At 38.8% G+C, this 24,798-nt stretch carries 20 protein-coding genes and 1 pseudogene; 12 read left to right on the top strand and 9 right to left on the bottom strand.

Going from position 1 to position 24,798, the window contains the following annotated elements; translation table 11 throughout:
* The first annotated feature begins 4 nt into the window (after positions 1-4).
* The 6 genes from nirD (at position 5) to QF042_RS12465 (ending at position 7,982) form a co-directional block, all read left to right on the top strand.
* Positions 5-352, top strand: a complete 348-nt coding sequence (gene nirD, locus QF042_RS12490; protein WP_029276048.1) for a nitrite reductase small subunit NirD — start codon at positions 5-7, stop codon at positions 350-352.
* A 58-nt stretch (positions 353-410) separates the two neighbouring features.
* Positions 411-806 (top strand): hypothetical protein, encoded by a 396-nt coding sequence (locus QF042_RS12485; RefSeq protein ID WP_307528787.1) that lies wholly within the window; start codon positions 411-413, stop codon positions 804-806.
* Positions 807-840: 34 nt separating this feature from the next.
* The gene (locus QF042_RS12480) at positions 841-2,208 is read left to right on the top strand and encodes an MFS transporter (RefSeq protein ID WP_307528785.1); all 1,368 of its coding nucleotides are present in this window, start codon (positions 841-843) and stop codon (positions 2,206-2,208) included.
* Positions 2,209-2,244: 36 nt separating this feature from the next.
* Positions 2,245-5,793, top strand: a complete 3,549-nt coding sequence (locus QF042_RS12475; RefSeq protein ID WP_307528783.1) for a nitrate reductase — start codon at positions 2,245-2,247, stop codon at positions 5,791-5,793.
* A gap of 197 nt (positions 5,794-5,990) precedes the next feature.
* Positions 5,991-6,497 (top strand): nitrate reductase associated protein, encoded by a 507-nt coding sequence (locus tag QF042_RS12470; protein WP_307528781.1) that lies wholly within the window; start codon positions 5,991-5,993, stop codon positions 6,495-6,497.
* A 3-nt stretch (positions 6,498-6,500) separates the two neighbouring features.
* On the top strand, positions 6,501-7,982 hold the full coding sequence (locus tag QF042_RS12465; protein WP_307528779.1) for a rubredoxin: 1,482 nt from the start codon (positions 6,501-6,503) through the stop codon (positions 7,980-7,982).
* Here QF042_RS12465 and QF042_RS12460 read toward each other — a convergent pair.
* Complete coding sequence (locus QF042_RS12460; protein ID WP_307528777.1) at positions 7,977-8,561, bottom strand: molybdenum cofactor guanylyltransferase; 585 nt, start codon at positions 8,559-8,561, stop codon at positions 7,977-7,979. The two genes, QF042_RS12465 and QF042_RS12460, sit on opposite strands and share 6 nt — an antisense overlap.
* 462 nt (positions 8,562-9,023) lie before the next feature.
* Positions 9,024-9,668, bottom strand: coding sequence for a Crp/Fnr family transcriptional regulator (locus QF042_RS12455; protein ID WP_307528775.1), 645 nt, complete (start codon positions 9,666-9,668; stop codon positions 9,024-9,026).
* A 235-nt stretch (positions 9,669-9,903) separates the two neighbouring features.
* On the opposite strand from QF042_RS12455, the gene QF042_RS12450 reads away from it, so the two are divergent.
* Complete coding sequence (locus QF042_RS12450; protein ID WP_121285015.1) at positions 9,904-10,104, top strand: hypothetical protein; 201 nt, start codon at positions 9,904-9,906, stop codon at positions 10,102-10,104.
* Between the two features lie 444 nt (positions 10,105-10,548).
* Here the strand turns inward: QF042_RS12450 and QF042_RS12445 are convergent, their stop codons facing one another.
* Genes QF042_RS12445 through QF042_RS12435 form a run of 3 tightly spaced genes read right to left on the bottom strand, consistent with a single transcriptional unit; the run spans position 10,549 to position 15,519 of the window.
* Positions 10,549-11,850, bottom strand: a complete 1,302-nt coding sequence (locus tag QF042_RS12445; RefSeq protein WP_307528772.1) for a PepSY domain-containing protein — start codon at positions 11,848-11,850, stop codon at positions 10,549-10,551.
* Positions 11,851-11,887: 37 nt separating this feature from the next.
* Entirely contained in the window at positions 11,888-13,135 is a 1,248-nt protein-coding gene (locus tag QF042_RS12440) for a DUF4374 domain-containing protein (protein ID WP_307528770.1), read from the bottom strand.
* 14 nt (positions 13,136-13,149) lie between these two features.
* Complete coding sequence (locus QF042_RS12435; RefSeq protein ID WP_307528768.1) at positions 13,150-15,519, bottom strand: TonB-dependent receptor; 2,370 nt, start codon at positions 15,517-15,519, stop codon at positions 13,150-13,152.
* Between the two features lie 270 nt (positions 15,520-15,789).
* On the opposite strand from QF042_RS12435, the gene QF042_RS12430 reads away from it, so the two are divergent.
* On the top strand, positions 15,790-16,371 hold the full coding sequence (locus tag QF042_RS12430) for a DUF4142 domain-containing protein (protein ID WP_307528767.1): 582 nt from the start codon (positions 15,790-15,792) through the stop codon (positions 16,369-16,371).
* A gap of 124 nt (positions 16,372-16,495) precedes the next feature.
* Here the strand turns inward: QF042_RS12430 and QF042_RS12425 are convergent, their stop codons facing one another.
* Positions 16,496-17,173 carry a competence protein gene (locus QF042_RS12425; protein WP_307528765.1) on the bottom strand — a complete coding sequence of 226 codons (678 nt, stop codon included), beginning with the start codon at positions 17,171-17,173 and terminating at the stop codon, positions 16,496-16,498.
* Positions 17,174-17,364: 191 nt separating this feature from the next.
* On the opposite strand from QF042_RS12425, the gene QF042_RS12420 reads away from it, so the two are divergent.
* The 3 genes and pseudogenes from QF042_RS12420 (at position 17,365) to QF042_RS12410 (ending at position 21,340) form a co-directional block, all read left to right on the top strand.
* Positions 17,365-17,583, top strand: coding sequence for a hypothetical protein (locus QF042_RS12420; protein WP_307528763.1), 219 nt, complete (start codon positions 17,365-17,367; stop codon positions 17,581-17,583).
* Positions 17,584-18,056: 473 nt separating this feature from the next.
* Positions 18,057-20,144 (top strand): phosphate acetyltransferase, encoded by a 2,088-nt coding sequence (gene pta, locus QF042_RS12415; RefSeq protein WP_307528761.1) that lies wholly within the window; start codon positions 18,057-18,059, stop codon positions 20,142-20,144.
* A gap of 1 nt (position 20,145) precedes the next feature.
* Positions 20,146-21,340: pseudogene (locus QF042_RS12410) on the top strand (acetate/propionate family kinase).
* A 201-nt stretch (positions 21,341-21,541) separates the two neighbouring features.
* Here QF042_RS12410 and QF042_RS12400 read toward each other — a convergent pair.
* Complete coding sequence (locus QF042_RS12400; RefSeq protein WP_307528755.1) at positions 21,542-21,925, bottom strand: VOC family protein; 384 nt, start codon at positions 21,923-21,925, stop codon at positions 21,542-21,544.
* Between the two features lie 235 nt (positions 21,926-22,160).
* The gene (locus QF042_RS12395) at positions 22,161-22,637 is read right to left on the bottom strand and encodes a DinB family protein (RefSeq protein WP_307528753.1); all 477 of its coding nucleotides are present in this window, start codon (positions 22,635-22,637) and stop codon (positions 22,161-22,163) included.
* A gap of 114 nt (positions 22,638-22,751) precedes the next feature.
* Here QF042_RS12395 and QF042_RS12390 point away from each other — a divergent pair, with 114 nt between their 5' ends.
* On the top strand, positions 22,752-23,825 hold the full coding sequence (locus QF042_RS12390) for an aminotransferase class V-fold PLP-dependent enzyme (protein WP_307528751.1): 1,074 nt from the start codon (positions 22,752-22,754) through the stop codon (positions 23,823-23,825).
* Here the strand turns inward: QF042_RS12390 and QF042_RS12385 are convergent.
* Complete coding sequence (locus QF042_RS12385) at positions 23,822-24,796, bottom strand: L-histidine N(alpha)-methyltransferase (RefSeq protein ID WP_307528749.1); 975 nt, start codon at positions 24,794-24,796, stop codon at positions 23,822-23,824. The two genes, QF042_RS12390 and QF042_RS12385, sit on opposite strands and share 4 nt — an antisense overlap.
* Positions 24,797-24,798: the final 2 nt, after the last annotated feature.

The following is a 24,798-nucleotide window of genomic DNA, read 5'->3' as shown; positions in this document are numbered from 1 at the left end:
AATCATGAACGAACAATCAAATTGGCTAGCAGCCTGCCGAGTCGAGGATGCCATTGAGAACGGTGGCGTTTGCGTAAAACATGGTGAAGATCAGATTGCACTTTTCTATTTCACCAGAAGAAATGAGTGGTACGCCACACAAAACGAATGCCCGCACAAAAAGCAAATGGCATTGAGCCGTGGAATGATCGGATCTACTACCGACGAACCTAAGGTAGCCTGCCCTTTTCACAAAAAAACATTCTCATTAAGCACTGGCGAATGTTTAAGCGGCGATGAATGTGCAATAAAAACCTATCCTGTAAAGATAGAAAATGGAACTGTTTATATTGGCACTACGCCAAAATCTTAACCTGACCCAGTAAGATTTAAACTTTTTCTGATAAAAATTTAACCCAAACCAAACTGATATGAAAATTTCTAATTATGTAGCCATAACAGGCTGCCTTGCACTTACCTTGTTCTGTTTTTCTGCTAAATCGCAAACTAAAGCGGTTTTATTCGATGGAACTATCGTTGCTGGTTACGTTGATCACGGCGCTTTTATAAACTGTACCGGACCAAGCATAAAATTCAGCAAAAAACCTTACGCTATTTTACTGGGCCTACTCCCAAGTTTACGAATCAAAGAAGATAAAGTGGCTGCCGGTGCGCCAAAAAATGCTGCCCTTACTCCTAATCTCGGTTTTGGTTTAACGGCAGCATTTCACCATATAGCCTTACAAGTACCTTTATATTACAACCCTAAAACCGCAGTCAAAAATGGCGAATGGAACGTCGGCGTAGGTTTAGGCTATAAGTTTTAAAAAGAACCAATTTATCACGCTTAAATCAACCATTATGACACAGAATACTACAACTAAACCACTAGATAAACTTAATATATTTTCGATTAAAGGTGTTCAGATGAAGACCTTTCATATTACATGGTTAACTTTCTTCTTCTGTTTCTTCGCCTGGTTCGGAATGGCACCTTTAATGAAGATAGCAAGAGAGCAGCTTCACCTTACTAAAGATCAGGTGGGTAACATCCAAATTGCGTCAGTATCGGCTACTATTATTGCCCGCTTACTCATCGGAAGATTGATTGATAAATTTGGCCCTAAACTGATCTACACCTGGCTTTTGGTACTTTGCGCCATTCCTGTGCTGTTAATCGGAACCAGCCATTCTTACACTTCTTTTTTACTTTTTCGCTTAGCTATAGGCGTAATCGGAGCATCATTTGTAATTACCCAATTTCACACCTCAATTATGTTTGCTTCGAACATTAAGGGAACCGCAAATGCAACTGCTGGTGGTTTTGGTAATGCCGGTGGTGGTGCCGCCAATTTATTTATGCCACTAATTGCATCCGGAATTACCGCCCTGGGCTTTTGCAGTACCGAAGATAGCTGGAGATATGCCATGATTTTTCCCGGAGTAATGCTTTTAGTATGTGCCTTTTTATACCATCGCTATACTTTAGACACCCCAAAGGGAGATTTTAAGGATTTAAAAGACGAAAACATAAAAAGCACCAAAAATACATTTTTACTCGCCGCAAAAGATTACCGCACCTGGATTTTAACCATTGCCTACGCTGCATGTTTTGGTGTAGAAATAACGGTAGATAACTTTGCGCCAATCTTCTTTACTGATTCGTTCGGTGCAACAATCGCTATTGCAGGGATGGTTGCCGGTATTTTTGGATGGATTAATATTTTTGCCAGGCCATTGGGTGGCATTGTTGCCGATAAAATTGGTAAAACATGGGGATTTGATGGCAAAACACTTCTACTCGCACTCTTGCTTTTGGTAGAAGGAATCGGCCTGATCTGGTTCGCTAAATCGGGCAATATCGGAATGGCCATTTTTATGATGTTTGTTTTCGGTTTAAGCTTAAAAATGGCCAATGGCGCAACATACAGCCTCGTTCCTTTCATCAATCCACTTGCAGTTGGTAGTGTAGCGGGTATTGTAGGTGCGGGTGGAAATATTGGCGCCATGCTGATTGCATTTATGTTTAAAGCCAAAGCTGGTCATGCCACTAAAAATGTAATCGAGAATGGCCTTAATGTTCAAAAAGATTTGATTGATTATACCAGCGCCTTTACTTTCCTCGGTTTTATTATCCTCGGGATTGGTGTTGCAGTATTCATCTTCAGAACCATTATGGCACAAAAAACATCACCAGTAGAAGACCTGGTACTTACTCCTGGCAAATAAACTACGCCAACAAAACCATTCATACAAGCCGATCATTTGAAAGAAGAAAAAAACATATCGCCGAACAAAACAACCACCTGCTGCTATTGTGGGGTGGGCTGTGGTATTGTGGTAAATAAAGATATCCATGAACGCATAACTGTTGAAGGAGATAAAAATCATCCTGTAAACAAAGGCATGTTGTGCAGTAAGGGCATGAATCTTCATTATACCGCGAACGATAAAAGCGATAGGCTGCTTTACCCTGAAATGCGGTACAACAAAAACATGCCCCTTCAAAGGGTAAGTTGGGATACCGCACTAGAAAGAACAGCAGCCGTTTTTAAAGCATTGATTAAAAAACACGGCCCCGATAGCGTTGCTTTCTATGCCAGCGGACAGTGTTTAACAGAAGAATATTACGTAGTAAATAAATTAATTAAAGGATTTATCGGTAGTAATAACATCGATACCAACAGCCGTTTATGTATGAGCAGCGCGGTTGTTGGTTACAAAATGAGTCTTGGTGAAGATACTGTACCCATTAGTTATGATGATATTGAAATTGCTGATTGTATTTTTGTAGCAGGCGCAAATCCAGCATGGTGCCATCCTATCCTATGGCGCCGTGTTGAAGCCGCAAAGCAGAAAAATCCTGATTTAAAAATTATTGTTAGCGACCCCCGGAAAACACAAACCTGTTCAATCGCCAATGTTCATTTACAGCTTAATCCAGGTACCGATATTACCCTTCATCATGCCATTGGCAGATGTTTGATAGAAGATGGAAAAATTGATGCTGATTTTATCATTAACAGTACTAATGGTTACGAAAAATACCGGGCTACTGTTTTTGCAACTTCATTGGAAGAAGCGGCAGACATTTGTGGTATAGCAGCGCATGATATTCGTTTGGCTGCATCTTACATCGGCAATGCAAAAGGTTTTATCAGCATGTGGACTATGGGACTTAACCAAAGTGTGGTGGGCACCAACAAAAACCTTTCGCTAATTAACCTGAACCTGATTACAGGTCACATAGGCAAACCCGGAAGCGGTCCTTTCTCGCTTACCGGACAGCCAAATGCCATGGGTGGCCGCGAAGTTGGTGGCTTAAGTAATTTGTTACCTGCACACCGTGTTTTAACTAATGAAAATCACCGTAATGAGGTCGAGAAATTCTGGCAGATCCCATTGGGTACCATACAAGCTAAACCCGGATTAACCGCCACCGAAATGTTCGATGAGCTGAATACCGGAAAACTTAAAGCAGTATGGATTTTATGCACCAATCCGTTAATCAGCCTGCCCGATGTCCGCGTAGCGGAAGAAGGATTAAAAAAAGCAAAGTTTGTAGTCGTTCAAGACATTAGCAACAAAGTAGAAACCTTAAAATATGCTGATGTGGTATTGCCTGCAGCAGCCTGGATTGAAAAAGAGGGCACCATGACCAATGCGGGGCGTTATATCTCTTACCTTAGCAAGGTAACTGAAGCCCCTGGAGAAGCGCTGCCAGACTCAGAAATTATCTGCCGATTTGCAAAAAAAATGGGTTATCATGGTTTCGACTTTAATAATGCAGCAGAGATATACGATGAGCATGCAGCTTTAACCGCAGGAACCAACATTGATATCAGCGGTCTTAATTATCAGATTTTAAAAGAAAAAAGAGCCGTTCAATGGCCATATCCAAAAGAAGAAAAAGCATTCGGAACGGCCAGGTTATTTACCGATCATCAGTTTTATACACCAGATAAAAAGGCCAATATCCTATCATTTGATGATCAGAACCAATCAGAAGCTTTAACACCAGAACATCCACTGATTTTAACCACCGGAAGAATCAGGGATCAATGGCATACACGGAGCAAAACTGGCAAAGTGAATAAACTGAATCAGCACATCAGCGAATCTTTTTTAGAAATTAACCCATTTGATGCTGAAATTCGGAACATTAAAGACAATGATATCATCGAAATCTCCAGTTTACGTGGAAATGTTCGTGTAAAAGCAAAATTTTCGGAAGATATTAAACCGGGAGTCGTTTTTATGCCCATGCATTGGGGTAAAATATTAAAAAGTGATTTAAACCGTGTCAATAATCTCACCAATAACCTTGTCGACCCACAGAGCAAAGAACCAGATTTTAAGTTCAGTGCTGTACAGGTAAAATTATACAAAAAAGCACGGCAAAAGATCATAGTTATTGGTGCAGGTGCTGGCGCTTGCGGTTTTGTTAAAAGCTATCGGGCTTTAAATACTGAAGATGATATTGAGATCTTTAGCAAAGAGAATTTCCCTTTTTACAATAGGGTGCTTCTTCCCGATTATATCATTGGCACTTTACCCTGGCATAATCTCATTAAAATGAGCGATAGCGAGGAAACTGATTACAGAATCAAGTTACACCGCGGTTTAGGCATCGACAAAATTAACAAAGAAGATAAAACGGTTACCGATAGCAGTGGCCAAACCCACCATTACGACGTTCTGCTTTTGGCTACCGGAAGCAGGGCTTTTGTGCTTAAGGATATCCCTAAGCTAAACGGCATATTTACTATGCGTAGTCGTAACGATGCCGATAGCTTTAAAAAACATATCGATACTACAAATGGAAAAGTAGTAATTGTAGGTGGCGGGTTACTGGGGATCGAGCTGGCCACTTCCCTGGCCGAAACCGGATCAAAAGTGACCATCATCCAAAGGATCTCGCGATTAATGGGCCGCCAGTTAGATGCATTGGGCAGTGAATTATTGCACGAAGAACTGATTAGCAAAGGTATAGAAATTTTCTACAACGATGAGGTAGACCGGATTATCGGCGAAAAAAGCATTTCGGGTATCCGGCTAAAAAGTGGCTTATTGATTGATTGCGAATCGATGGTAATCGCCATTGGCACAGTCCCAAACACCGAGCTGATTAAAGAAGCAGGAATTGAATGCAAACGCGGCGTTGTGGTTGATGAATACCTGAGAACCAATGAAAAAGACATTTATGCCATTGGTGAAATTGCAGAATTTAAAGGTCAGATGTACGGCATCACTGCAGCAGCAGAACAACAGGCCGAAATTGTAGCACGGTTTCTCTGTGGTGATATTGCGAAATTTTATCAGGGCAGTTTGCTGATGAATATCCTTAAAATGCATAGCTTAGAACTATGTTCTTTAGGCCTCGCCGAAATACCGAACAACGACCCCACTTATGAGGAAATTGTTTTTATCGATAAAGCCAAGCGGTATTATAAAAAATGTATTGTACACAACGATAAATTAGTTGGAGCCATATTAATTGGTGACAAAAGCGAATTTTTAGAGTTTCGGAACCTGATTGAAAATAAAATGGAGCTGAGCGAAAAGCGGCTTCAATTGTTAAGGAGTGGCAAAACAACCGAACCCATTATTGGCAAAACCGTATGCAGTTGCAACAATGTTGGCGAAGGCAACCTGATCAACAAAATAAAAGATGGTTGTAAAGATCATTTACAACTTTGCCAGCTCACAGGTGCCGGAATGGGCTGTGGCAGCTGCAGACCAGAAGTAAAAGCAATTTTAGATTCGTTTGTAAATGTGTTAAAAACGGAACCTAAGCCTGCGTTGGCAGATTGATTATAATTTTGCGGTCAGTCATTAGCCTTAATCACAAATAAGGATTGTCATCCTGAGCTTGTCGAAGGACCTTATTAATTATGCTTTGAGGTGTTTCGACAAGCTCAACATGACAGCAAGAGAAGAGAATTTAAATTATTGAGATTACCTCTTTTTCCAGCAAGGTATACTATTGAAAAATGCTTAAATTAAACAAAATGATGAAAGTAAAAATGGAGCCTTCAGAATTTAAAAACCTTAAAGGGATTGAATATTTTAAGTTCGAAGAAGATTTTATTGAAGAAAATATACGCTGTATCCCTATGGTAGTGCGTTTTAAAATGGATGCCGCAGGAATAAAATTAAAACTGGCAGAATGGAGTAAATTCCATCCATCCGAAAGAATCCAACTGGCTTTACTCCCGGTCTCAACTCAAGAACAAACAGATAAGTATCATCAGTTTCTGATTGGACTGATTGCGAAATATACCGGAAACCAGGCCACCACACTGGCTATTGATCCACTGCCCGACTGGGGAAATTTACACCAAATTCCTATGATGCTTAAAGAAAAACTGGCTGAATTGCAGCTGCACCTTTCTATAAGCCAATGGCGTAAACTCACCAATATCCAAAGATTTGCACTTTTAAAATTATGCCGGCCAGGGCACGAAAACAAGAATTTCCCGAAAGCAATAATAGAATTTGGACTTCTAAATAGTTAAGCTATGTATCAAACCATTATCATTAACTTTCCAGGCGGCATCATATCACCGGGCAATCTGTACAACATTCTGGTTGCGGCAACAAAAGCAAGGATTCAATATGTTCGTTTTGGCCTCCGCCAGCAGTTATTGATTGATACTGCAACCTACAATATTGACATATTTACGGGTGAAATGGATAAACTTGGGATTGATTATGAAGTAGACAGCAATAATTTCCCGAACATCATCAGTTCTTACCCGGCTGAAGAAATTTTTATCCGAAAAACCTGGCTTACCGAAGGCGTATACAAAGATATTTTGGATGATATCGATTTTAAACCTTCAATAAAAGTAAATATCTGCGATAGCGACCAGAGTTTCACGCCCATGCTAACGGGCAATATTAACTGGATTGCCTCTTCAGAATCAGAACATTACTGGCATTTGATTATCCGCTTTCCAAAAACCAATGTAACCTACGAGTGGAATCAACTTTGTTACACCAATCATATCGCACAGGTTACCAAAGCGTTAGAAACTATTATTAAAAACAACCCAACGCGCTTTGTAGATAATGCTTTGGCTAATGGCGAGGATCTCTTTGCACAATTAGATCAAGAGAATTTAATTCTTAAACCAGCAGAAAATACAGTATCTCTATCTTCATTTATTCTGCCTTACTATGAAGGTTTAAACCGTTATAACAATAAATATTGGCTGGGTATTTACAGGCGCGATGAACTATTCAGCATCGCGTTTTTAAAAAAACTATGTCAACTTTGTCTAGACACCAAACTCGGTCAATTGTGCTGTACTTCCTGGAAAACCATTATTATAAAAGGGATTGACGAGAAAGATAAAAGCCTTTGGAATGCCTTGCTCGAAGAATATGAGATTAATATGCGACATGCGGCCAACGAGCTAAATTTTCAGATAGAAGATAACTGCAACGAAGGTTTAGCACTAAAAAACTTCCTGGTTAAACATTTAAGCATTGATGATACCCGAACATTTGGGATTTGCTTTGGCATTAAAACCCGCAAAAAAAGTGAGGTTTTTAGTAGTATCCTGATTCAAAAACGCCATCTCATTAATTTATTGGGCATAAAACTGTTCCCCGTTTATGATATTTTATGTGCGAAGGATTTTAACCCCAACGAGCGTACCGGCGAAATTTTTAGCCGAAGCAACCCTAGTTTCCTGTTACCAGAACAAGTAAGACGTTCGATATTTAAGTTCTATAAATATCGTTTAAATGCCATTAAAACAGGTAAACAAAAACAAAACTTCCAGGCAGAAGAAACCGTAATAAAAGATGGCGATTTTTTATATCAATGTAACAACTGTTTAACGGTGTATAACGAGCGGATCGGAGAAATTGAAAACAACATTAATCCGGGTACTGCATTTAATGATTTACCTAACGATTATTGTTGTACGCTTTGCGATGGGGAGAAAGATAATTTCACTAAAATTGATCAATCGGCTTTGCAATTGTTATAAGCCATTTATTTCGGCATGGGAATTAAAATTACCAAAATAACGGTAATCCTGATCCTCAACAGCAATTTCGCAGACCCGTAAATTGCCCAATACATATTTCATACTATGTTTAACCAGCGTATCATTTTGCAGCATAAAGATGATGCTTTTTAACCCTTCCGATTTATAAATTCCACATAAAGGCTCCTGCTGATCATCTTTGGTAAAGATATAGGCACCGAAAGAATCATCAGCTTTAGCCGAATGCATAAGTTTTTCCAATAACCTGGTTTCCATCAGTAAGATATCGCAGGCCAATAAAAACAAATCTTCTTCAGGATTTGATAAATGTGCAGAAAGCACACCCAATAACGGACCTCTGACATCAAGTGAAGGATCATCTACGATCAACCGCTCATTGCCGAAATAACCTGTATAAGTGGATTGTTGCAATGGATTAACTGAAAACTTTACAGGGAGGTCAAGCGATCCCAATTTATCAGCTGCCACCTGCCCCCAAAGTTTATCCTGATGGTTAAGCAAACCTTTATCAGTGCCCATGCGCAAACTTTGTCCACCACATAAAACGATTCCTAACATATAATATCAATAATTAAAAAACCAAGTTAAACAAACGAAGCAAGTGTATTAAACTGCACTTCGAGTACGCTATCAATGACAGAATCCATTAGTGTGGTCGTCATTCTCGCGCAGGCGGGAATCTTAAAGCACTTGCATTAAGATTATCTGCGATGAGCACTTCGTGGTTCCCAATCGAGTTACCAATGACAGATTCTAAAATTGGCGTCATCTCGACCGAAGCAAATGCGGAGTGGAGAGATCTTTGGACTATGTTAAAAGATCTCTCCAATGCGGTCGAGACGACGATTTATCTTACATGTCACCCAACTCCTCTGTTTTGCTAAAAAAAACGGACCTCTGGGAATGACGATACCCCAACACTATCACTTTCTTAAAATCATGTCATTTATATAGATTTTTACTCCATAAATTAACCTTCAGTGAGGCAAAAACCGAATTTTAAAAAATTACAAACCTTAATTATTTACTACTCAAATCTATTAATCCAGCCTCGTTTAAAATACCGATCTGCTTTCCGTTAACTACAACTAATTTTTCAGCGAGCAGTTCATTCATCGTCCTAAAAACGGTTTCGTAAGTTGCACCGGTAAAGGCAGCCAGATCCTGACGGCTTAAAGCCAAATTTAAAAAGCCTTCAGCATTTAAGCCAAATTGATCTCTCAATCCTAAAATAGCTACGGCAAGCCTCCCTTTAACCGACATTAAAGCCAAATTACGCATTTTCTTTTCTGATGCATGTAACTCGTCAGCGTAAAACATCAATAAGCCATAGGCAAATTCCTGGTTTACTTTTATTGTGGTTTTAAAAAATTCAATATCAACAAAACAAAGTTTAGTGGTTTCTAAAGCAGTTGCAGAGATTGGGTAGGTAGAAATGCTGCTGCTAATTCCCCGATGACCGAATATGGCGCCGTCATTTGCAAAACGTAAAATCAGTTCTTTATCTCCCCAGTGCTTATGCACTTTTACATTGCCTGAAGTTACAAAATAAACACCACTAACAGGATCGCCTTCTTTGATAATCACCTCTCCTTTTTTTGCGATAAAATTCCGTTTATGACCTTCAATAGCAGAATGCCATTCTTTTAATGTAAGTCGGCACATAAAGCAGGTTTTAAGATCGCAGCTACTATTTTTCTTCATATTTATCAGGATGTTGGGTAAAAATAGCAAATGATTACACAATTTTACCCTATCGCACACAATTCCCGTGGTTCTTCACTATTGTTGAAAATTTTATGAGAATAAAACTCCCTGAAATAGAACACTTAGCATTTTTTATATACACGCTTGCCACAAAGAAGTTTAAAGATATGCCATCAAATCATAATTTTGTGTTATGGCAAATACAAACGTTAGAAAATCAATCCAGAATAAGATCGAATCATTAGGTAAGGAAATTGAAACCTTACAGGCAGAATTAAAAAGATGGGAAAAAATTGCAGCCGATTATGAAACCAATTCGGAAAGTATTGATTTGATTTTATCGATACAATTACCTGAAAAACCTGAGCCAAAAGCTAAAAGGGTAAAATTGTAAACAATTAAAAAAGAAGAGGCTGTATCATATTTGTAATTCACTTTGAATTGTCACCTTGAGCCTGTCGAAACGCCTTGTAAACATTAAAACAGATCCTTCGACAAGCTCAGGATGACAATTCTATTTTATGATACAAACTCTTCTTTTGTCGTTGCATGCTGTTCCAATTTTTATGTGGGGATCAAGGTGTAGGAATCAAATTACCAATGATAGAATTCTATAGAAAAGTCGTCATTGCGAGGCACGAAGCTAACCGAACGATTGAGCTCATGAATGCCTTTAAAAATATATGCAAAAATGAATAATCTTAATGCGATCGCTAGGTATGAAAGGTATTAATATTTAAATACCCACCTATAATAGTAGGATTGCTTCTTGCCTCGCAATTGACGATCTCCTCTACCGAGACAAATCTGTGTTTATCTGTGGCTAAAAAACCCTAACCTATTCCAAAACTTCTTCCACTTTTTTAACCGGAATTTTGCCCCTCGGCTTTAAAACAGCAGGCTTATTTCCACCTTCGGTTAAAACAGGCTCTTTTTTTACGGCTTTCTTCTTGAATTTTCTGCCATACCAGATCAGGAAACCAGTAATGGGTAAACTTGCGCCAATTAATGATGCTAAAAAAGCCATCACTTTGCCGGGAAAACCTAAAATACTTCCTACATGGATATCGTAATTCATTTTTCGGAGTTTTCCACCAAAGCCAGCTTCTTCGTAAGAAATGGAATAAACGCCTTCACGCTTAAACTCCTTTAAAGTATGCTGATCGAAAGTATAACCCTGGTTATTGTAAAACTGGCCCGTATTGGGATAAACCGTAATATTGATCGTTGCCTTCGCTTTTGAAGTATCGGGAAAATTATAATAAAAGCCCTGCGATTTAGGATGACGGCTGATTACTTTTTGCCAGGCGAGATCCATTGCTTTTTGTGGGGTATAAAATTTTCCAACAGCCAAAGAATCCGATTCTAAGCGTTGAAAATCGCCTAACTTATCGCCCCCTGAAGTTACCCAATACAAACCTTCGCTGTACCATTTAATGCCATAAACCATTCCCGTTAAAGCGATAAAAAGCAAAAATATCAAAGAGTAAAAGCCAAGTACATTGTGAAGGTCAAGATTTACCCTTTTAAATGAGGCACCCCATTTTATTTGGAAACTTTTATCAAGGGTAGATTTGTTCCATTTTTTTGGATACCACCAAATTAAGCCTGTAATTAATAAAACCACAAATATCATGGTACCATAGTTTACAATCGGTCTGCCGATCGCATAAGGCAACCATAAGAAACGGTGACCGTTCAGGATAAACCTAAAAAAATCTACTTCTCCTTTTTTATGGACTACAGTGCTAATCACTTCACCGGTGTAAGGATTAATTTTTAAACTGGTTCCTCCGCCTCGTCTTCCCTCATCTTTTTTCCCTCTCAAATTTAAGCTGATTGCCCTGCCCTGTTGGTATTGTGCATACGAAGGAATTTTTTCAGGATAAAGTTTGAAAGCAATGGCACTAAGTTGTGATGGCGTAATAACAGGCCTATCCTGCTTTTCAATTTTGGTTTCAGGCTCCAATAAACCTGTAATTTCTTCATTAAAAACCCAGATACAGCCCGTTATACAAACAATAAGAACAATGACGCCCGATACCAGGCCTAGCCAGAGGTGAAGCCATTTATTGATCCTGTTAAATAGCGAATCTTTATTTTTTTTCTTTACAGGAGTAGTTTTGTTTACCGTTGCCATTGTTCTCTTTAGTTTTTTTGAGATGATAATTTTGTAGTTATTTTAAATGCTGAACGGCAGTAATTACCCCACCTTCTACTTTTAAGCCCCTTGTAGCGGTTGCTGTGGCAGCATCGATCTTATATACGTAGCTTGTACCATCGCTTAAATTGAAACCCAGGTAAGCCAATTTTCCATCTTTTGGTGTATAATTGTTTGTGGTGATGCTAGAAATGGCAGTTTCAGCAGGCAACCCGCTAACTTTTTTGAATGTTTTATCAACCACGTTTAAAACACCGATTGTTTTACCTACCACATAAGCACCTTTATCTGCTTTTAATACTGCATTTACAATGAAATTGTTGCCGCCGATATAAATCCAGTTGGTAATTACATAACCACCCGAAACAGATTCAAAATCAAGGAAATAAGTTAAATCAAACTCAGTTGTACCCGCTTTGATTTTGGTAATGGCCGATGGTTTGGTAGACGTGATTTTCGAATCGGTCAGCACATCAGTTGTTTCTGTATTATCATCAACAGCTACCGAGCTAGAAAATGCATAAACATCACCATTTTCAACTACGCCCAGCCCATCAGTAAAATATCTCCCAATAAAACTTGTACGGTCATCTTTAATTACTTTCTCTAATTTCATTTCAGGATAAGAATAAACGGCTATCCAGGCTGTATTTGGATATTTTGTCCAGAATCTACTGCCGTTAATCGAGAAAAATGGTGCATAAACTTTGTTTCCAACCTGTTTAATCCAGCTAAAGTGGGCAATTTCTCCATTGTTTGCAGGCGCTGTGGCATCTAATGTGCCTTCGCCAGAAATTAAAAGGCTGTTGGTATTTACTTTATACCAGCTTGCTGTTGGAGCGGCTAAATTTCTTGGGATTTTAACCAATAACAAATCATCATTAACTGGTGCAAAAGCCTGAACTGTTTCGGTTTGAAAATTAGATACCTTGTTTAGTTTACCAGCCAGAATATTGTAGGTGGTTACCGCACCTGGATTTCCCTGTCCGTAAAGCATACTGAAAAACTTATTGTTGTGCGTAACATAATAACGATAGGTTCCATCTTGCTCTACTCCGTTTCCTGCGGTAGAGATTGTGCCTTTATCCAGATCACTGGCAGTAAGCAAATAATCGGCAACACCTGTAGAGGCTACTGGTGTAACAGCCAGGATAAAGTTTCCTGGGTCTTCCGGAACGGTTTCGCCTTCTTCTTTTTTTGAACACGAGGTAAGTACGGCAGCGAAAGCTAAAGCTATAAACGCTTTGGTAAAGTTTGTTTTCATATTACTTTTTTGTATTAATTATTTATTTTATTGATAAAATATCTCAGGTTGAGGTAGAACGCCCTTCCCGGTTTTTGAAGACTAAAATTGTCGAAGAGGTCGGCATTAGTGATGTTTTTGGCTTCCAATCCAATATTGTAGCGACCTTGTTTTAAGCTGTAAACAAAGTTTAAGTCGTGGTTAAACTGCTGTGGAATAACTTTTTTGTCGCCAACTGCACCCTGACTAGGCCAGTACAGCCAAAAGGCATGCACATATAATAAGTTATAGCCTATAGACAGGTTATTGCCTTTACGGCCCACATCTTTTAAAGAAACAGAAACGTCTCCATTGCCATATAAATAAGGGATATTCGGCATCTGATCGAGGTATACAATACTTACATTTGTAAATTTCTCTCCGGTACTTGGATTAATCTCGTATTTCTGAAGGTTTTTTAGGTTTTGGTAAGTCACTGTGGTACCAATACTCAGCCAGTTCTTATACGAATATCTGATTTCTGCATCGCCACCTACCGTACGCACGCCATCACGATTATCGGCAACAAGTTTTGATTGATTTTGATTCAACCGGTTGTAAATAAAATTGGTGGCGTTACGGTAAATACCATTGGCCGTAAAAGAGAAGTTATGTTCCTTGTTGATAGAGAAACCATAGCTAAGGCCTAAATTAAAATTATCGCTTTTTTCGGGCTTTAAGCTTGGGTTGGCATCCTGATTTTCTACATCACCGAAAATCTCCTGTGCCTCTGGCATGCGGTTAGTAAGCTCGTAAGAGGCTTTTAACTGCATATTCCGGTTAATAAAGTAAGTAGCTGCAGCGCCATAACCCAGCCTGTCGATACTATTTTTACCAGCAGTGCTGCCACTTCCGTTAACATTGCCCTGATTAATGTACTTTCCGAAAACTGTTGCACTCCATCGGTCTTTCACATCGAAATTATAGCCTAGCCCCAAAACATTTTTATTGGTTTTCTTTGGCCTTTCGTAATCTGCATTGCTTGGGTTTAACTCGTCGTTACCTTTTCGGTTAAAAGTGGTAAATACATTGCTTACCGCTACAGATTGATTGTCGTCAATCTTATAGTTCAACATGGTTGTGGCCAGGCCATTGTTGTTTTTGTATTTGTATAAACTCCTGGAGCGTTCGCCATTTGTTCCGTTAGGTTTGCTGTTTCCATACCAATCGTACCGAACATTTAAAGTATCTATATTCTGTTCGTTACCTAAATTGTAGTTGGCGTTAATGGTCACATCTAAACCTTTAATCAGGTTTTCTTTCTTATATTTTAAGGTGGGCATTAAAATGTTCCCCCTGCGGTGCCAGCCACCAAAAACTGAGACCATCCTGGCTCCGGTTTGTATTTCTTTATAATTTTGACCAACAGTAATTCCAAACAACAGTTTATCCGCATAGCTTTTACCCACTACACCCACGTTTGCGATTAACGTTTCATTGTGATAAGTATCGTTAAACCTCCTTAAAGATGCAGTGGGTGCATAAGCGCCGGTATAAATATCAGAGGCTTCTACATTTACCTTATAATTGTTATCCGAATAATTCTGAAAGGCATTTAATTGAAAAGTTAAGCCGTTTGCTGAAGTAACTGCCGCGTTGATTACGCTTCTGTGCGTATTAAATGATCCAAATGAGTAAGAAACATCAACATAATTGCGGTAACGATCGCCGGTTACAATGTTAATGGCGCCACCTAAGGCATCAGAACCCAACCACATCGGCACCACACCTTTATACACCTCAATCCTATCGGCAATATTAATGGGAATGTTGTTAATTTGAAATGATGATCCGAAATTGTCCATTGGGATCCCATCAATAAAATACCTCACATGATTACCAGAAAATCCATTTAAAGAAAGGTTAAAATTGGAACCAACCCCTCCTGATTCTCTTACCCGTATACCCGCTACACGATCTAAAGCCCCAGAAATATCAAGTGTTGTATTGTAAAGTTTTTTGGCATCAACAGAAGTTACGTTAAAAGCCTGCCGGTTAACTTCCTGATTTGTTGTTCTACCGATAACGTTAACGGTTTCCATTTGTTCAGAAGATTCTGACAGGCTCAAACTGAGGTTCCCGGCCTGCCCATCGGTAATATTAATTTCCTTTTTCTGTGTTTTAAAACCAACTGCAGATACCTGTAAAGTGTGATTACCTCCAGGGATATTTAAGAGTTTAAAATTTCCGTTTTGATCTGTTAAGGTGCCATAATTGATTTTGTGGATTTTAACCGTGGCTCCGGGAAGAGGCTTACCATCACTGGTTTTAATTTGCCCCGAGATACTCGACAATCGATTTTGGGCAGAAGTAAAAATTACACAGGCACATAACATGCCCAATAGCAAAATTTTCTTAATTTGCATGGCTTTTAATGGAGATTAAAGGTGAGCCGGATTTCCGGTTTAGCCACACGGGTCCGAACCGTGTGGCATTTTTATTTTCGGCAAATATAGCCTCTATTTAGATCAAGTCCAAATAAGAATTGACAAATATTTAACCACAACATCTTAACGACCCTAAAACAGGCGTAGCTTTCTGATTACCAAACCGTTGTCTGAATCCAAAAATATTCAAAAAGCTTAAAACCCTTTTGCGCTAAAACATGTTATCCATATACAACAAAAACAATGTATATGAAAAAGTTAATGTATGTAATGGCCATTTCTGCCCTAGCCTTCCAGGCTTGTAATGGTGGAAATAAAGATGCCAAAGAAAGTGCCGACAGTTTAAACATGGCAAAAGATACCACCACAAATACCGCGGCTACCGGAGGGATTACAGTGGAAGAAGCTGATGCCAAATTTACTACACAGGCAGCTGTTGGCGGTATGGCTGAAGTAGAATTGGGAAAAATGGCCCTCGAAAAAAGCAGTAATCCCCAGGTTAAAGAATTTGCAACCATGATGGTTAAAGACCATGGTATGGCAAATACCGAATTAACTGCGATAGCAAAACAAAAAAATATTACGCTTCCGAGTACAGTAGATGATGAGCACAAGAAAAAAATGGATGACCTAAGCAAAAAAACGGGTGCTGATTTTGATAAAGCCTATGTTGATGCTATGGTTAGCGGACATAAATCTACCTTAAAATTGATGGAAGATGAATCAAGAGATGGGAAAGATGCAGATCTTAAAGCATTTGCCACTAAAACTGCACCCATTGTTCAAAGCCATTTGGTAATGATCAACAAGATTAATGACAGCATGAAATAATAGTTTAGCGTATTAAACCTCTTAAGGTAACACCAGGGGTTTAATACGTTATTTTTCCATTATACGGATGTTCTTTACAGAGGTCTGTATTGTAATTCCAGATGCGCTTCTTACTCATTTTATCCTAAATTTCCGGCGGGGTGTGCCAATCGATAAAGTTTTTTCTCCTCAACATTTTTAGGTATGGATAATTTCCATTTAGTTGTTTACGCTGTTTTAGTTCATATAAAAAATGTCCCCCTAAGTCAACAATAATTTTAGCGGTAGCTGAATACCATACACTATGCGGTTGTTTCCAGCAAAAAGAATATAAGTTTGAGGTGAATTTAATCTCCTGAAGTTCCGGATGGTAAAAATTAAGTATTTTTGGATTGGCTATTCCCTGCATTACCTCTGCTTTCCTAACCATCGAAAGGTGATCGGAATGACAGAACTCATAATCCTTTAGTTTCGGATCATCCACATCAGGCAGATGTTTCAATATTTTAAAGCCTTTAAATTTTTTACCGTTTAATACCCATATCAAATTAGGATAAAAAGCCTCCCTACTGTTGAGTTCGGTAAGTGTTATTGGGGAATTTTGAAACTCAATGGTATAACCTGATGGCGTAAATATGTCCGCCCGATGAATATCAGTATTAGCCACATCGTAAAAGGCAACCTCTCTAAACGACGGCGGAAAAGCCAACTTCCAATCCCGGTGCCACGCCGTTTCTTTTCGGTAAAATTCCTTTTTAAGTGAAGAAACATCTGGAACAATTTCAACACGATGAATATCTTTTCTTATTTCACTATTATCCATTCTCTGGCCACACGATTAGAAAAACAATTAATTAGGGATGCACAAATTTAAACTAAAATTTTTAGCACAAAAATAAATTACAGATATAACCAGACAATATTTAAAAATCATTGTGATTGAGCATTAGGCAGATACTGTCTATCAGATGAATTTAATTCGATCCGCTTAAAATAGAATGATAACTTTGCGGTATGACCATCCAAGAAGTACAGCAGTTAGAAGATTTTTTTGCCCAGGCCGGAAAGCAGCAGGTTCCAATTTATCTTAATCAGGCTACCGTAATTACTGATTATGCTCATTTCCTGGAAAGTCACTTTATGCCGCTAAAACTCAATCCCGATGCAAAAGTAAATCTGCCACTTATACATAGGCTGAAAATGTTAAAGTTATTGATCGAATCAAATGCATAAAAGCGATTCAATTTAACTGTTACAGCTCCACTATTGGCAAGAAGGGCCAATTTGAATCTCTCTTTGAATCACAACAAGTAATCGAAATCCTCATAACGTAGTAAACTAGTCCTTCCACAGGCTATCATTGACAGAATCCGTTAGCGTAGTCGTCATTCCCGCGCAGGCGGGAATCTTAATGCAAGCGATTTAAGATTCCCAATCAAGTTGGGAATGACGATTACCTCTAGGCTATCACCTCCATAAAACCCTTCCTGTCACTCATATTGATTTTTATACCATAAATTAGCCTTCAGGATGACAAATCTATATTTGTGATACAAACAATCATGCCTTTCCTATTTATGGCTGCTTAAATATCTGGCTCAGGTTTTCTAATCGATTGGTAAAACTTAACCTACTTTAGTTTTTAAAATAAATATTTCAGACTATATTGGGCATAATTGGTTATTCCTATACTTTGATCCTTATTTATGACTAAAAATATATTCATTGCTTCGGCCGAGCCCTATACCGGAAAATCAGTAATTGCATTCGGGATGATCAATATGTTATTGGCCAAAACCCAAAAAGTAGGTTATTTTAAACCGATTATTGCACAAGACGACCCGAATAAAAAGGATGAACATGTAGAAGCCATGTTAGATTATTTTTCGCTCCCTGTTAAATATGAGGATGCTTTTGCCTTTACACGACAGGAAATGCTCCACCAATCAGAAGATAGCGGAACGATTATCAATACCATCATCAGTAAATATAAAAAGCTTGAAGATAATTATGACTTTACGGTAATCGAGGGTAGCGACTTTTTAGGTGAAGGCATGGCCTTTGAATTCGAATCGAACGCCTTAATGGCCAAAAACCTGGGTGCACCTGTTTTAATAGTAGTATCAGGAAAAAACAAAACCGCAAGTCAGCTTTTTAAATCAGCCATCAATATCTACCGTAATTTCCTGCTGCGCGATGTACAGGTATTAGGTGTAGTGGCCAATATGGTGAATCCAGAGGAGGCAGAGCGTATTAAACAAGCGTTAACCAATCAATTGCCAGCAGAACTGCTCATAGCCGTTATCCCGACTGAAACTGGTTTGCAAAGTCCAACCATGAAAGAAATTACTTTAGCCTTAGGTGGCGAAGTGCTTTTTGGATCTGAATTATTAGACAACCAGGTTGATAATTTTGTAACCGGCGCTATGATGTTGCCTAATTTTTTAAGGCACATTAAAGATAACCTGCTTATTGTTACTCCTGGCGATCGGGGTGATATTATTATTGGCGCCCTTCAAGCTAATTTATCAGCCAATTATCCAAAAATTGCAGGTATTGTTTTAACCGCAGGTAGTTTACCCGATGAGCCGATTATTAAATTGATTGAAGGTTTACAGACCATTATCCCAATAATAGCAGTCAAGAAGGGAACCTTCGAAACCACTACAACCATTGGTAGTATCCACTCAAAAATCACAATTGAAAACAAAAAGAAAATTGCAGTCGCGATAGAGCTTTTCGAAAAATATGTTGACATTAAGGCACTTGATGATAAAATTATCACTTTTAGCTACCAGGGCATTACCCCACATATGTTTCAATACCAATTGGTTAAATGGGCCAAACGTGATAAAAAACATATCGTTTTACCAGAAGGAAATGACGAACGTATTTTAAAAGCAGTGGAGAAGCTGATTACCCAGGATATTGTAGACATCACACTTTTAGGCGATCCAGCCGAAATTATCAATACCATTAAAAGACTTGGATTGAATCTGGATACCAATACTTTAAAAATACATAATCCCATACAATCTGCCCATTACAATGACTATGTAAATACTTTACATGAATTACGAAAAGCCAAGAATGTAAACTTGGAAATGGCCAGAGATATGATGACCGATGTTTCTTATTTCGGGACCATGATGGTTTATAAAGGCGATGCCGATGGAATGGTTTCGGGTGCCGTTCATACCACCCAGCACACCATCAGACCTGCTTTGCAGTTTGTTAAAACAAAGCCAGGCGTATCGGTGGTTTCATCCATTTTCTTTATGTGCCTGCCAGAACGGGTGGCCATATTTGGCGATTGTGCGGTTAACCCTAATCCTACAGCACAACAGCTGGCAGAAATAGCCATTTCTTCAGCAGAAAGCAGCGCCAAATTCGGCATTGAGCCCCGCATTGCCATGTTATCTTATTCTTCTGGCACATCAGGGGAAGGTGAAGATGTAGAACGCGTAAGAGAAGCCACTGCCATAGTTAAAGCAAGGCATCCGGAACTAAAAATTGAAGGGCCGATACAATATGATGCCGCAGTAGACCCACTTGTAGGTAAACAAAAACTACCTGGATCTGAAGTAGCGGGCAGAGCGAGTGTACTCATCTTCCCCGATCTAAATACCGGAAACAATACCTACAAAGCAGTACAACGCGAAACCGGGGCATTGGCTATTGGCCCAATGTTGCAAGGCTTAAACAAACCGATAAACGATTTGAGCCGTGGCTGTACGGTAGATGATATTTTTAATACTGTTGTAATTACAGCAATTCAATGCCAGGATATTTAATATGAACATTTTAGTAATCAATTCAGGAAGTAGCTCTTTAAAATACCAGCTTTTTAAAATGCCAGAAAAAGCGCCTGTTTGCAGCGGACTGGTAGAACGGATTGGCATTGAGGGCTCGTTTATAAAACATACGGTTTATACCAATAACAAAAAGCACAGTATAGAAGAAACAGGTTTTATATCCAACCATGGTGAAGCATTAAAACAGGTTTTGGCATTATTAACCCAGGGAGAATATGCAGTAATTGCGAGTCCTGATGATATTACCGCTGTTGGTCACCGTGTAGTGCATGGTGGTGAACATTTTTCTGGTCCGACCATTATTACTGATGATGTAAAACATCAGATCAAAAAGTTATTTTCGCTTGCCCCTCTGCATAATCCGGTTAATTATAAATGCATTGAAGTGGCCGAGCAGACTTTTGTAAATGCCAAACAAATTGCCATATTCGATACCGCATTTCACCAAACCATACCAGAACAGGCATATCGTTATGCCATTCCAGAATGGTATTATAAAGAGCATGGCATTAGGGTATATGGATTTCATGGCACCAGCCATAAATATGTAAGCGAACAGGCGATTAATTGGTTAAATAAAAAAGACACTAAAATAATCAGCATTCACTTAGGCAACGGCTGCAGTATAACGGCTATTAAAAATGGTAAATCGATAGATACCAGCATGGGTTTTGGGCCTCTAAGTGGATTAATGATGGGCACACGTTCCGGAGATAGATCCATCAGTTATTTTTCACTTAATGGAGCATGCTGGATATACTTTAGAGCAGTTAAGCACCCTGGTTAACAAACAATCGGGACTTTTAGGTGTAGGTGGCTCAAGTGATATGCGCGATATTAGAAAAATGGTTGGAGAAGGAAATGCAGCTGCAATTTTAGCGCTAAAACTGTATGCCTATAGGATCAAGAAATTTATTGGTGCTTACGCGGCTATTTTAAATGGCATAGATGCGATTGTATTTACAGCAGGTGTGGGTGAAAACGACAGCAGTATGCGCGAGGCCGTTTGTTCTTCACTCGATTACCTGGGCATTGAATTGGATCCAGTTCAAAATACAGCCTATAAAGGTGAACGGAAAGAGATTAACACAGCTGATTCAAAGGTTAAGATATTGGTTATCCCAACTAATGAAGAATACGAAATTGCACATCAATGCTTTGGGCTGATAGGTTAATTTCAAGACTCACAAAGTTTAATCCTGGGACTGAATACCTGGAAACTTTGTAAGCCTTATTTAGGGCAAGATTATCTTTGGTCGGTGAGCCACCGACCATGGAATTTCGCTTTAAGGAAAAAAAACTTCTTAAGTTTGGCCTGGAAAGACTTCCAAAGTTGGTAAAGCGCCAGGCCATCACGCAAACTTCGGAAGTCATGCCTAAGCAGTTTCCAAAATGGACAAAATATTGCCAGCAGGATCTCTAAACCAGGCAATGTTTGGCCCACCGTTTCCCCTGGAGATGCCTTTACTGTCCGTTTTAAGATACGCTTCATTGTAAATCTCGAACTTTATTCCCTTGGCAATAAGTTCGTCGGCGGCTTGATCTATATTTTCGACAGGAAAATTAAGCACCGTAAAAGTTGCCGGAACATGATTAGGCTTTGGATAAAGTAATACATTTGCTGATCCGGAAATAACCAATTCAATTAAGCCCATTGGATTATCTTTAACTTCGATACCCAATACTCCCTGATAAAAATCTTTTGCTTTCTGTACATCGTCTACAGAAAATGAGCTGAATGCTTTTGAGTTTTGTAACATAAATCTTTTTCTTTTTTCAAGTTCATGAGAACGAACAGTTAAATTTAGCTGATTAAAACCATAGTAACCAGCCGCATAAGCGGCAAAGTACAGGCCCAAACGAGACAATATCATTAAGCTAAACCCGGGCACAATCAAATATAATTAACCACTACTTATCCCGATTTGGCGAGATGGAAAGGATGTACACAGAGATAATCCGTGTTTATCTGTGTACATCTGTGGTTAAAAACGCTCAACTTTTCCAGGCGCCCAACAAACGCCTGATCACCACAATTTCAGCAATATGATAGGCATTATGATCGGCAATCTGCAAGGCCTCACGTAATACACTTTGTCCATCGCCATGCGGAATTGGCATATATAAATCTGAAGAATCTAACAAAGCAATAAATTCTTTCAAATCAGCATCAATCTGTTTTAGTGTATTGTTCCAGGTTTGTTCATCCTTAGGCGCCAGTTCTTTAGGCCAATATTCGTCTGGCCATTTAGGCGATTGATGCGATCTGTCCTTACTAAATTCAAGCATATCCCACTGGGCGATTTTAATGTGTTCGGCCAATTGCCAAATGCTATAAGGTAAGTTGTAAGGCTTTTCGCCCAAGAGATTAAAAGGCAGATTGGCAACAGCATCTTTAAACCCTACATGTGCTCCACCCCCATTTAATAATTTTTTAAGTTCTGTAACCAGTAACAATGTTTGATTTTCCATAATAACATGAGCAGATTGTATTAACCTAACAAACGTGATTCTCATAGGTTTGTATAAAAATCAATTTCAGGACAGCATTTATTTTTTTAACGCACAATTCTTTTAATTTTGGGCATGAACCCATCTTTTCCGATCCTCACAGCATATACTTATCTCAATACTGCTAATTCAGGCATTTTATCTACCAATCTGGCAGAATGGAGAACTAAACATGATCAAGACTTTATTGCCGGAGGAAGTATTTTCAGAATGGAAAATCTGCCCCTCATTACCGAGGTCAGAAATAACATGGCTAAATTTTTCAGTTCAAAATCCGAGAACACCTATTTGGTTCAGAATTTCTCAGTTGGTTTTAATACTTTATTGAGTGGATTGGATAAAAATCACCGTTTTCTGTTATTGGAAGAGGAATATCCATCTGTGAGTTATCCTGTAATCAGTATGGGTTTTGAATACCATAGCATAGCCATTGATGAAAAGTTAGAAGAAAATATTGTCAGTGCCATTGAAAAATTTAAGCCTACTGTGCTGGCATTTAGCATCGTGCAATACATCAGTGGATTAAGGATGGATGATGAATTTATCCAGAAACTAAAAACCACATACCCTGATCTTTTATTGATCGGTGATGGCACTCAGTTTTTAGGCACAACCAATTTTAACTTTGAAAAATCAGGTTTGGATGCTTTGATCGGAAGTGGCTACAAATGGCTTTTAGCTGGATATGGAAACGGTTACGCATTTCTTTCCGATCGAATGAAAGATGCGATTTACAGTAAAAACAAATTGGCCGAGCTGCCTACAGCACCCTTTTTAAAAGGAAAAGACCATTTATCGATGTGTTTCGAACCCGGGCATTTAGACACTTTAAATTTTGGCACACTCAAAGAAAGCTTAAATTATCTTGGCTCAATGGGTTTCGATTGGATTGAAAAAACCACACAGGCAATTTCCAACAAAGCCAGGCTAGCATTAAATTCAAGGGGATTAATTCCAGATTGGATATTGGAACGAAAATATCAATCTACCATTATGAGTATGCCATTGGATCAAAAAACAGTAGAGAAAATCGCAGCAGCCAAGATACTATGTTCACCAAGGGGAACAGGCACGAGGATTTCGTTTCACTATTATAATACAGAAGAAGATTTAAACCAATTGCTCCGGGTTTTGGATAACCGCAGCTAGTCTACCTTCCAAATGGCATCTACAAAATATTGATGTTGATCGAAGAAACGCTGAAGCGGTTTAAATCCGGTTTTTTCTGCAAGCTGGTCGATATCATTAAGCGAATATTTTTGTGAAATTTCCATGAAAACATACTCGTTTTCTGCAAAATGAATGGCATTAGGACCAATATTAACAATCTGTTTTTTTAAACTGATGAGATAACTTTTACAGGCTCCAGATGCAGGATCGTAACTGGCATAATGCTCAAAATTGTTCAGATCGAAATTGCCATTTAACTCTTTATTGATGCGCTGAAGCAAATTAAGGTTAAATGACCTGGTAATTCCACCTTTATCATTATATGCAGCAAGAATCTGTTGTGGATTTTTTTTCAGGTCGAATCCAATGATCAACAAATCCTTAGGTGAAAGCAGCCTTTTTAATGATGAGCAGAATTTTTCGGCATCAGCTATACTCATGTTTCCGATATTTGCCCCCATAAAAAGCACCACTTTTCTACGGTTAGATTGTTCTGTAGCCCTTTTAAGCATATCAAAATAATCGCCATTTAAACCTTTCATATCCAGTCCGGGAAGTTTTTTAGGCAAATTTTCTTCCAGATCAGAAATTACGTGAGCAGAAATATCAATCGGAAAATAACTAAATTCCAGCTGACTATCCAATAGTGATTTTAATAAATGAATAGATTTTGTGGCATCGCCGGCACCAAGTTCGATTAAATCAAAAGTGGTTCCATCGGCAGATATTGCCTGAGAAATCTGGTTGGCCTGATATTGCAGGATTTCCATTTCTGCATTGGTTAAATAATATTCCTCCATTTCCATAATCTGCTGAAAAATACGGTCTCCTGTAGCATCGTAAAAATACTTAGAAAGCATAAATTTTGGTTCGGATTGTAAGCCCGTTAAGGTTTCCTGGAGGAATTGTGTTTTGTTGTCTGTTGTCGTTTCGATAGTGGTGGTGGTCATAT

The organism is Pedobacter sp. W3I1, from assembly GCF_030816015.1.
GTDB lineage: Bacteria > Bacteroidota > Bacteroidia > Sphingobacteriales > Sphingobacteriaceae > Pedobacter.
This window is presented reverse-complemented; position numbering and strand designations above follow the sequence as displayed.

What these genes read in the sequence shown, in the direction of transcription:
- nirD (WP_029276048.1), top strand. Translation starts at nt 5, where the DNA reads ATGAACGAACAATCAAATTGGCTAGCAGCCTGCCGAGTCGAGGATGCC.
- QF042_RS12485 (WP_307528787.1), top strand. Translation starts at nt 411, where the DNA reads ATGAAAATTTCTAATTATGTAGCCATAACAGGCTGCCTTGCACTTACC.
- QF042_RS12480 (WP_307528785.1), top strand. Translation starts at nt 841, where the DNA reads ATGACACAGAATACTACAACTAAACCACTAGATAAACTTAATATATTT.
- QF042_RS12470 (WP_307528781.1), top strand. Translation starts at nt 5,991, where the DNA reads ATGATGAAAGTAAAAATGGAGCCTTCAGAATTTAAAAACCTTAAAGGG.
- QF042_RS12465 (WP_307528779.1), top strand. Translation starts at nt 6,501, where the DNA reads ATGTATCAAACCATTATCATTAACTTTCCAGGCGGCATCATATCACCG.
- QF042_RS12460 (WP_307528777.1), bottom strand. Translation starts at nt 8,561, where the DNA reads ATGTTAGGAATCGTTTTATGTGGTGGACAAAGTTTGCGCATGGGCACT.
- QF042_RS12455 (WP_307528775.1), bottom strand. Translation starts at nt 9,668, where the DNA reads ATGTGCCGACTTACATTAAAAGAATGGCATTCTGCTATTGAAGGTCAT.
- QF042_RS12450 (WP_121285015.1), top strand. Translation starts at nt 9,904, where the DNA reads ATGGCAAATACAAACGTTAGAAAATCAATCCAGAATAAGATCGAATCA.
- QF042_RS12445 (WP_307528772.1), bottom strand. Translation starts at nt 11,850, where the DNA reads ATGGCAACGGTAAACAAAACTACTCCTGTAAAGAAAAAAAATAAAGAT.
- QF042_RS12440 (WP_307528770.1), bottom strand. Translation starts at nt 13,135, where the DNA reads ATGAAAACAAACTTTACCAAAGCGTTTATAGCTTTAGCTTTCGCTGCC.
- QF042_RS12435 (WP_307528768.1), bottom strand. Translation starts at nt 15,519, where the DNA reads ATGCAAATTAAGAAAATTTTGCTATTGGGCATGTTATGTGCCTGTGTA.
- QF042_RS12430 (WP_307528767.1), top strand. Translation starts at nt 15,790, where the DNA reads ATGAAAAAGTTAATGTATGTAATGGCCATTTCTGCCCTAGCCTTCCAG.
- QF042_RS12425 (WP_307528765.1), bottom strand. Translation starts at nt 17,173, where the DNA reads ATGGATAATAGTGAAATAAGAAAAGATATTCATCGTGTTGAAATTGTT.
- QF042_RS12420 (WP_307528763.1), top strand. Translation starts at nt 17,365, where the DNA reads ATGACCATCCAAGAAGTACAGCAGTTAGAAGATTTTTTTGCCCAGGCC.
- pta (WP_307528761.1), top strand. Translation starts at nt 18,057, where the DNA reads ATGACTAAAAATATATTCATTGCTTCGGCCGAGCCCTATACCGGAAAA.
- QF042_RS12400 (WP_307528755.1), bottom strand. Translation starts at nt 21,925, where the DNA reads ATGTTACAAAACTCAAAAGCATTCAGCTCATTTTCTGTAGACGATGTA.
- QF042_RS12395 (WP_307528753.1), bottom strand. Translation starts at nt 22,637, where the DNA reads ATGGAAAATCAAACATTGTTACTGGTTACAGAACTTAAAAAATTATTA.
- QF042_RS12390 (WP_307528751.1), top strand. Translation starts at nt 22,752, where the DNA reads ATGAACCCATCTTTTCCGATCCTCACAGCATATACTTATCTCAATACT.
- QF042_RS12385 (WP_307528749.1), bottom strand. Translation starts at nt 24,796, where the DNA reads ATGACCACCACCACTATCGAAACGACAACAGACAACAAAACACAATTC.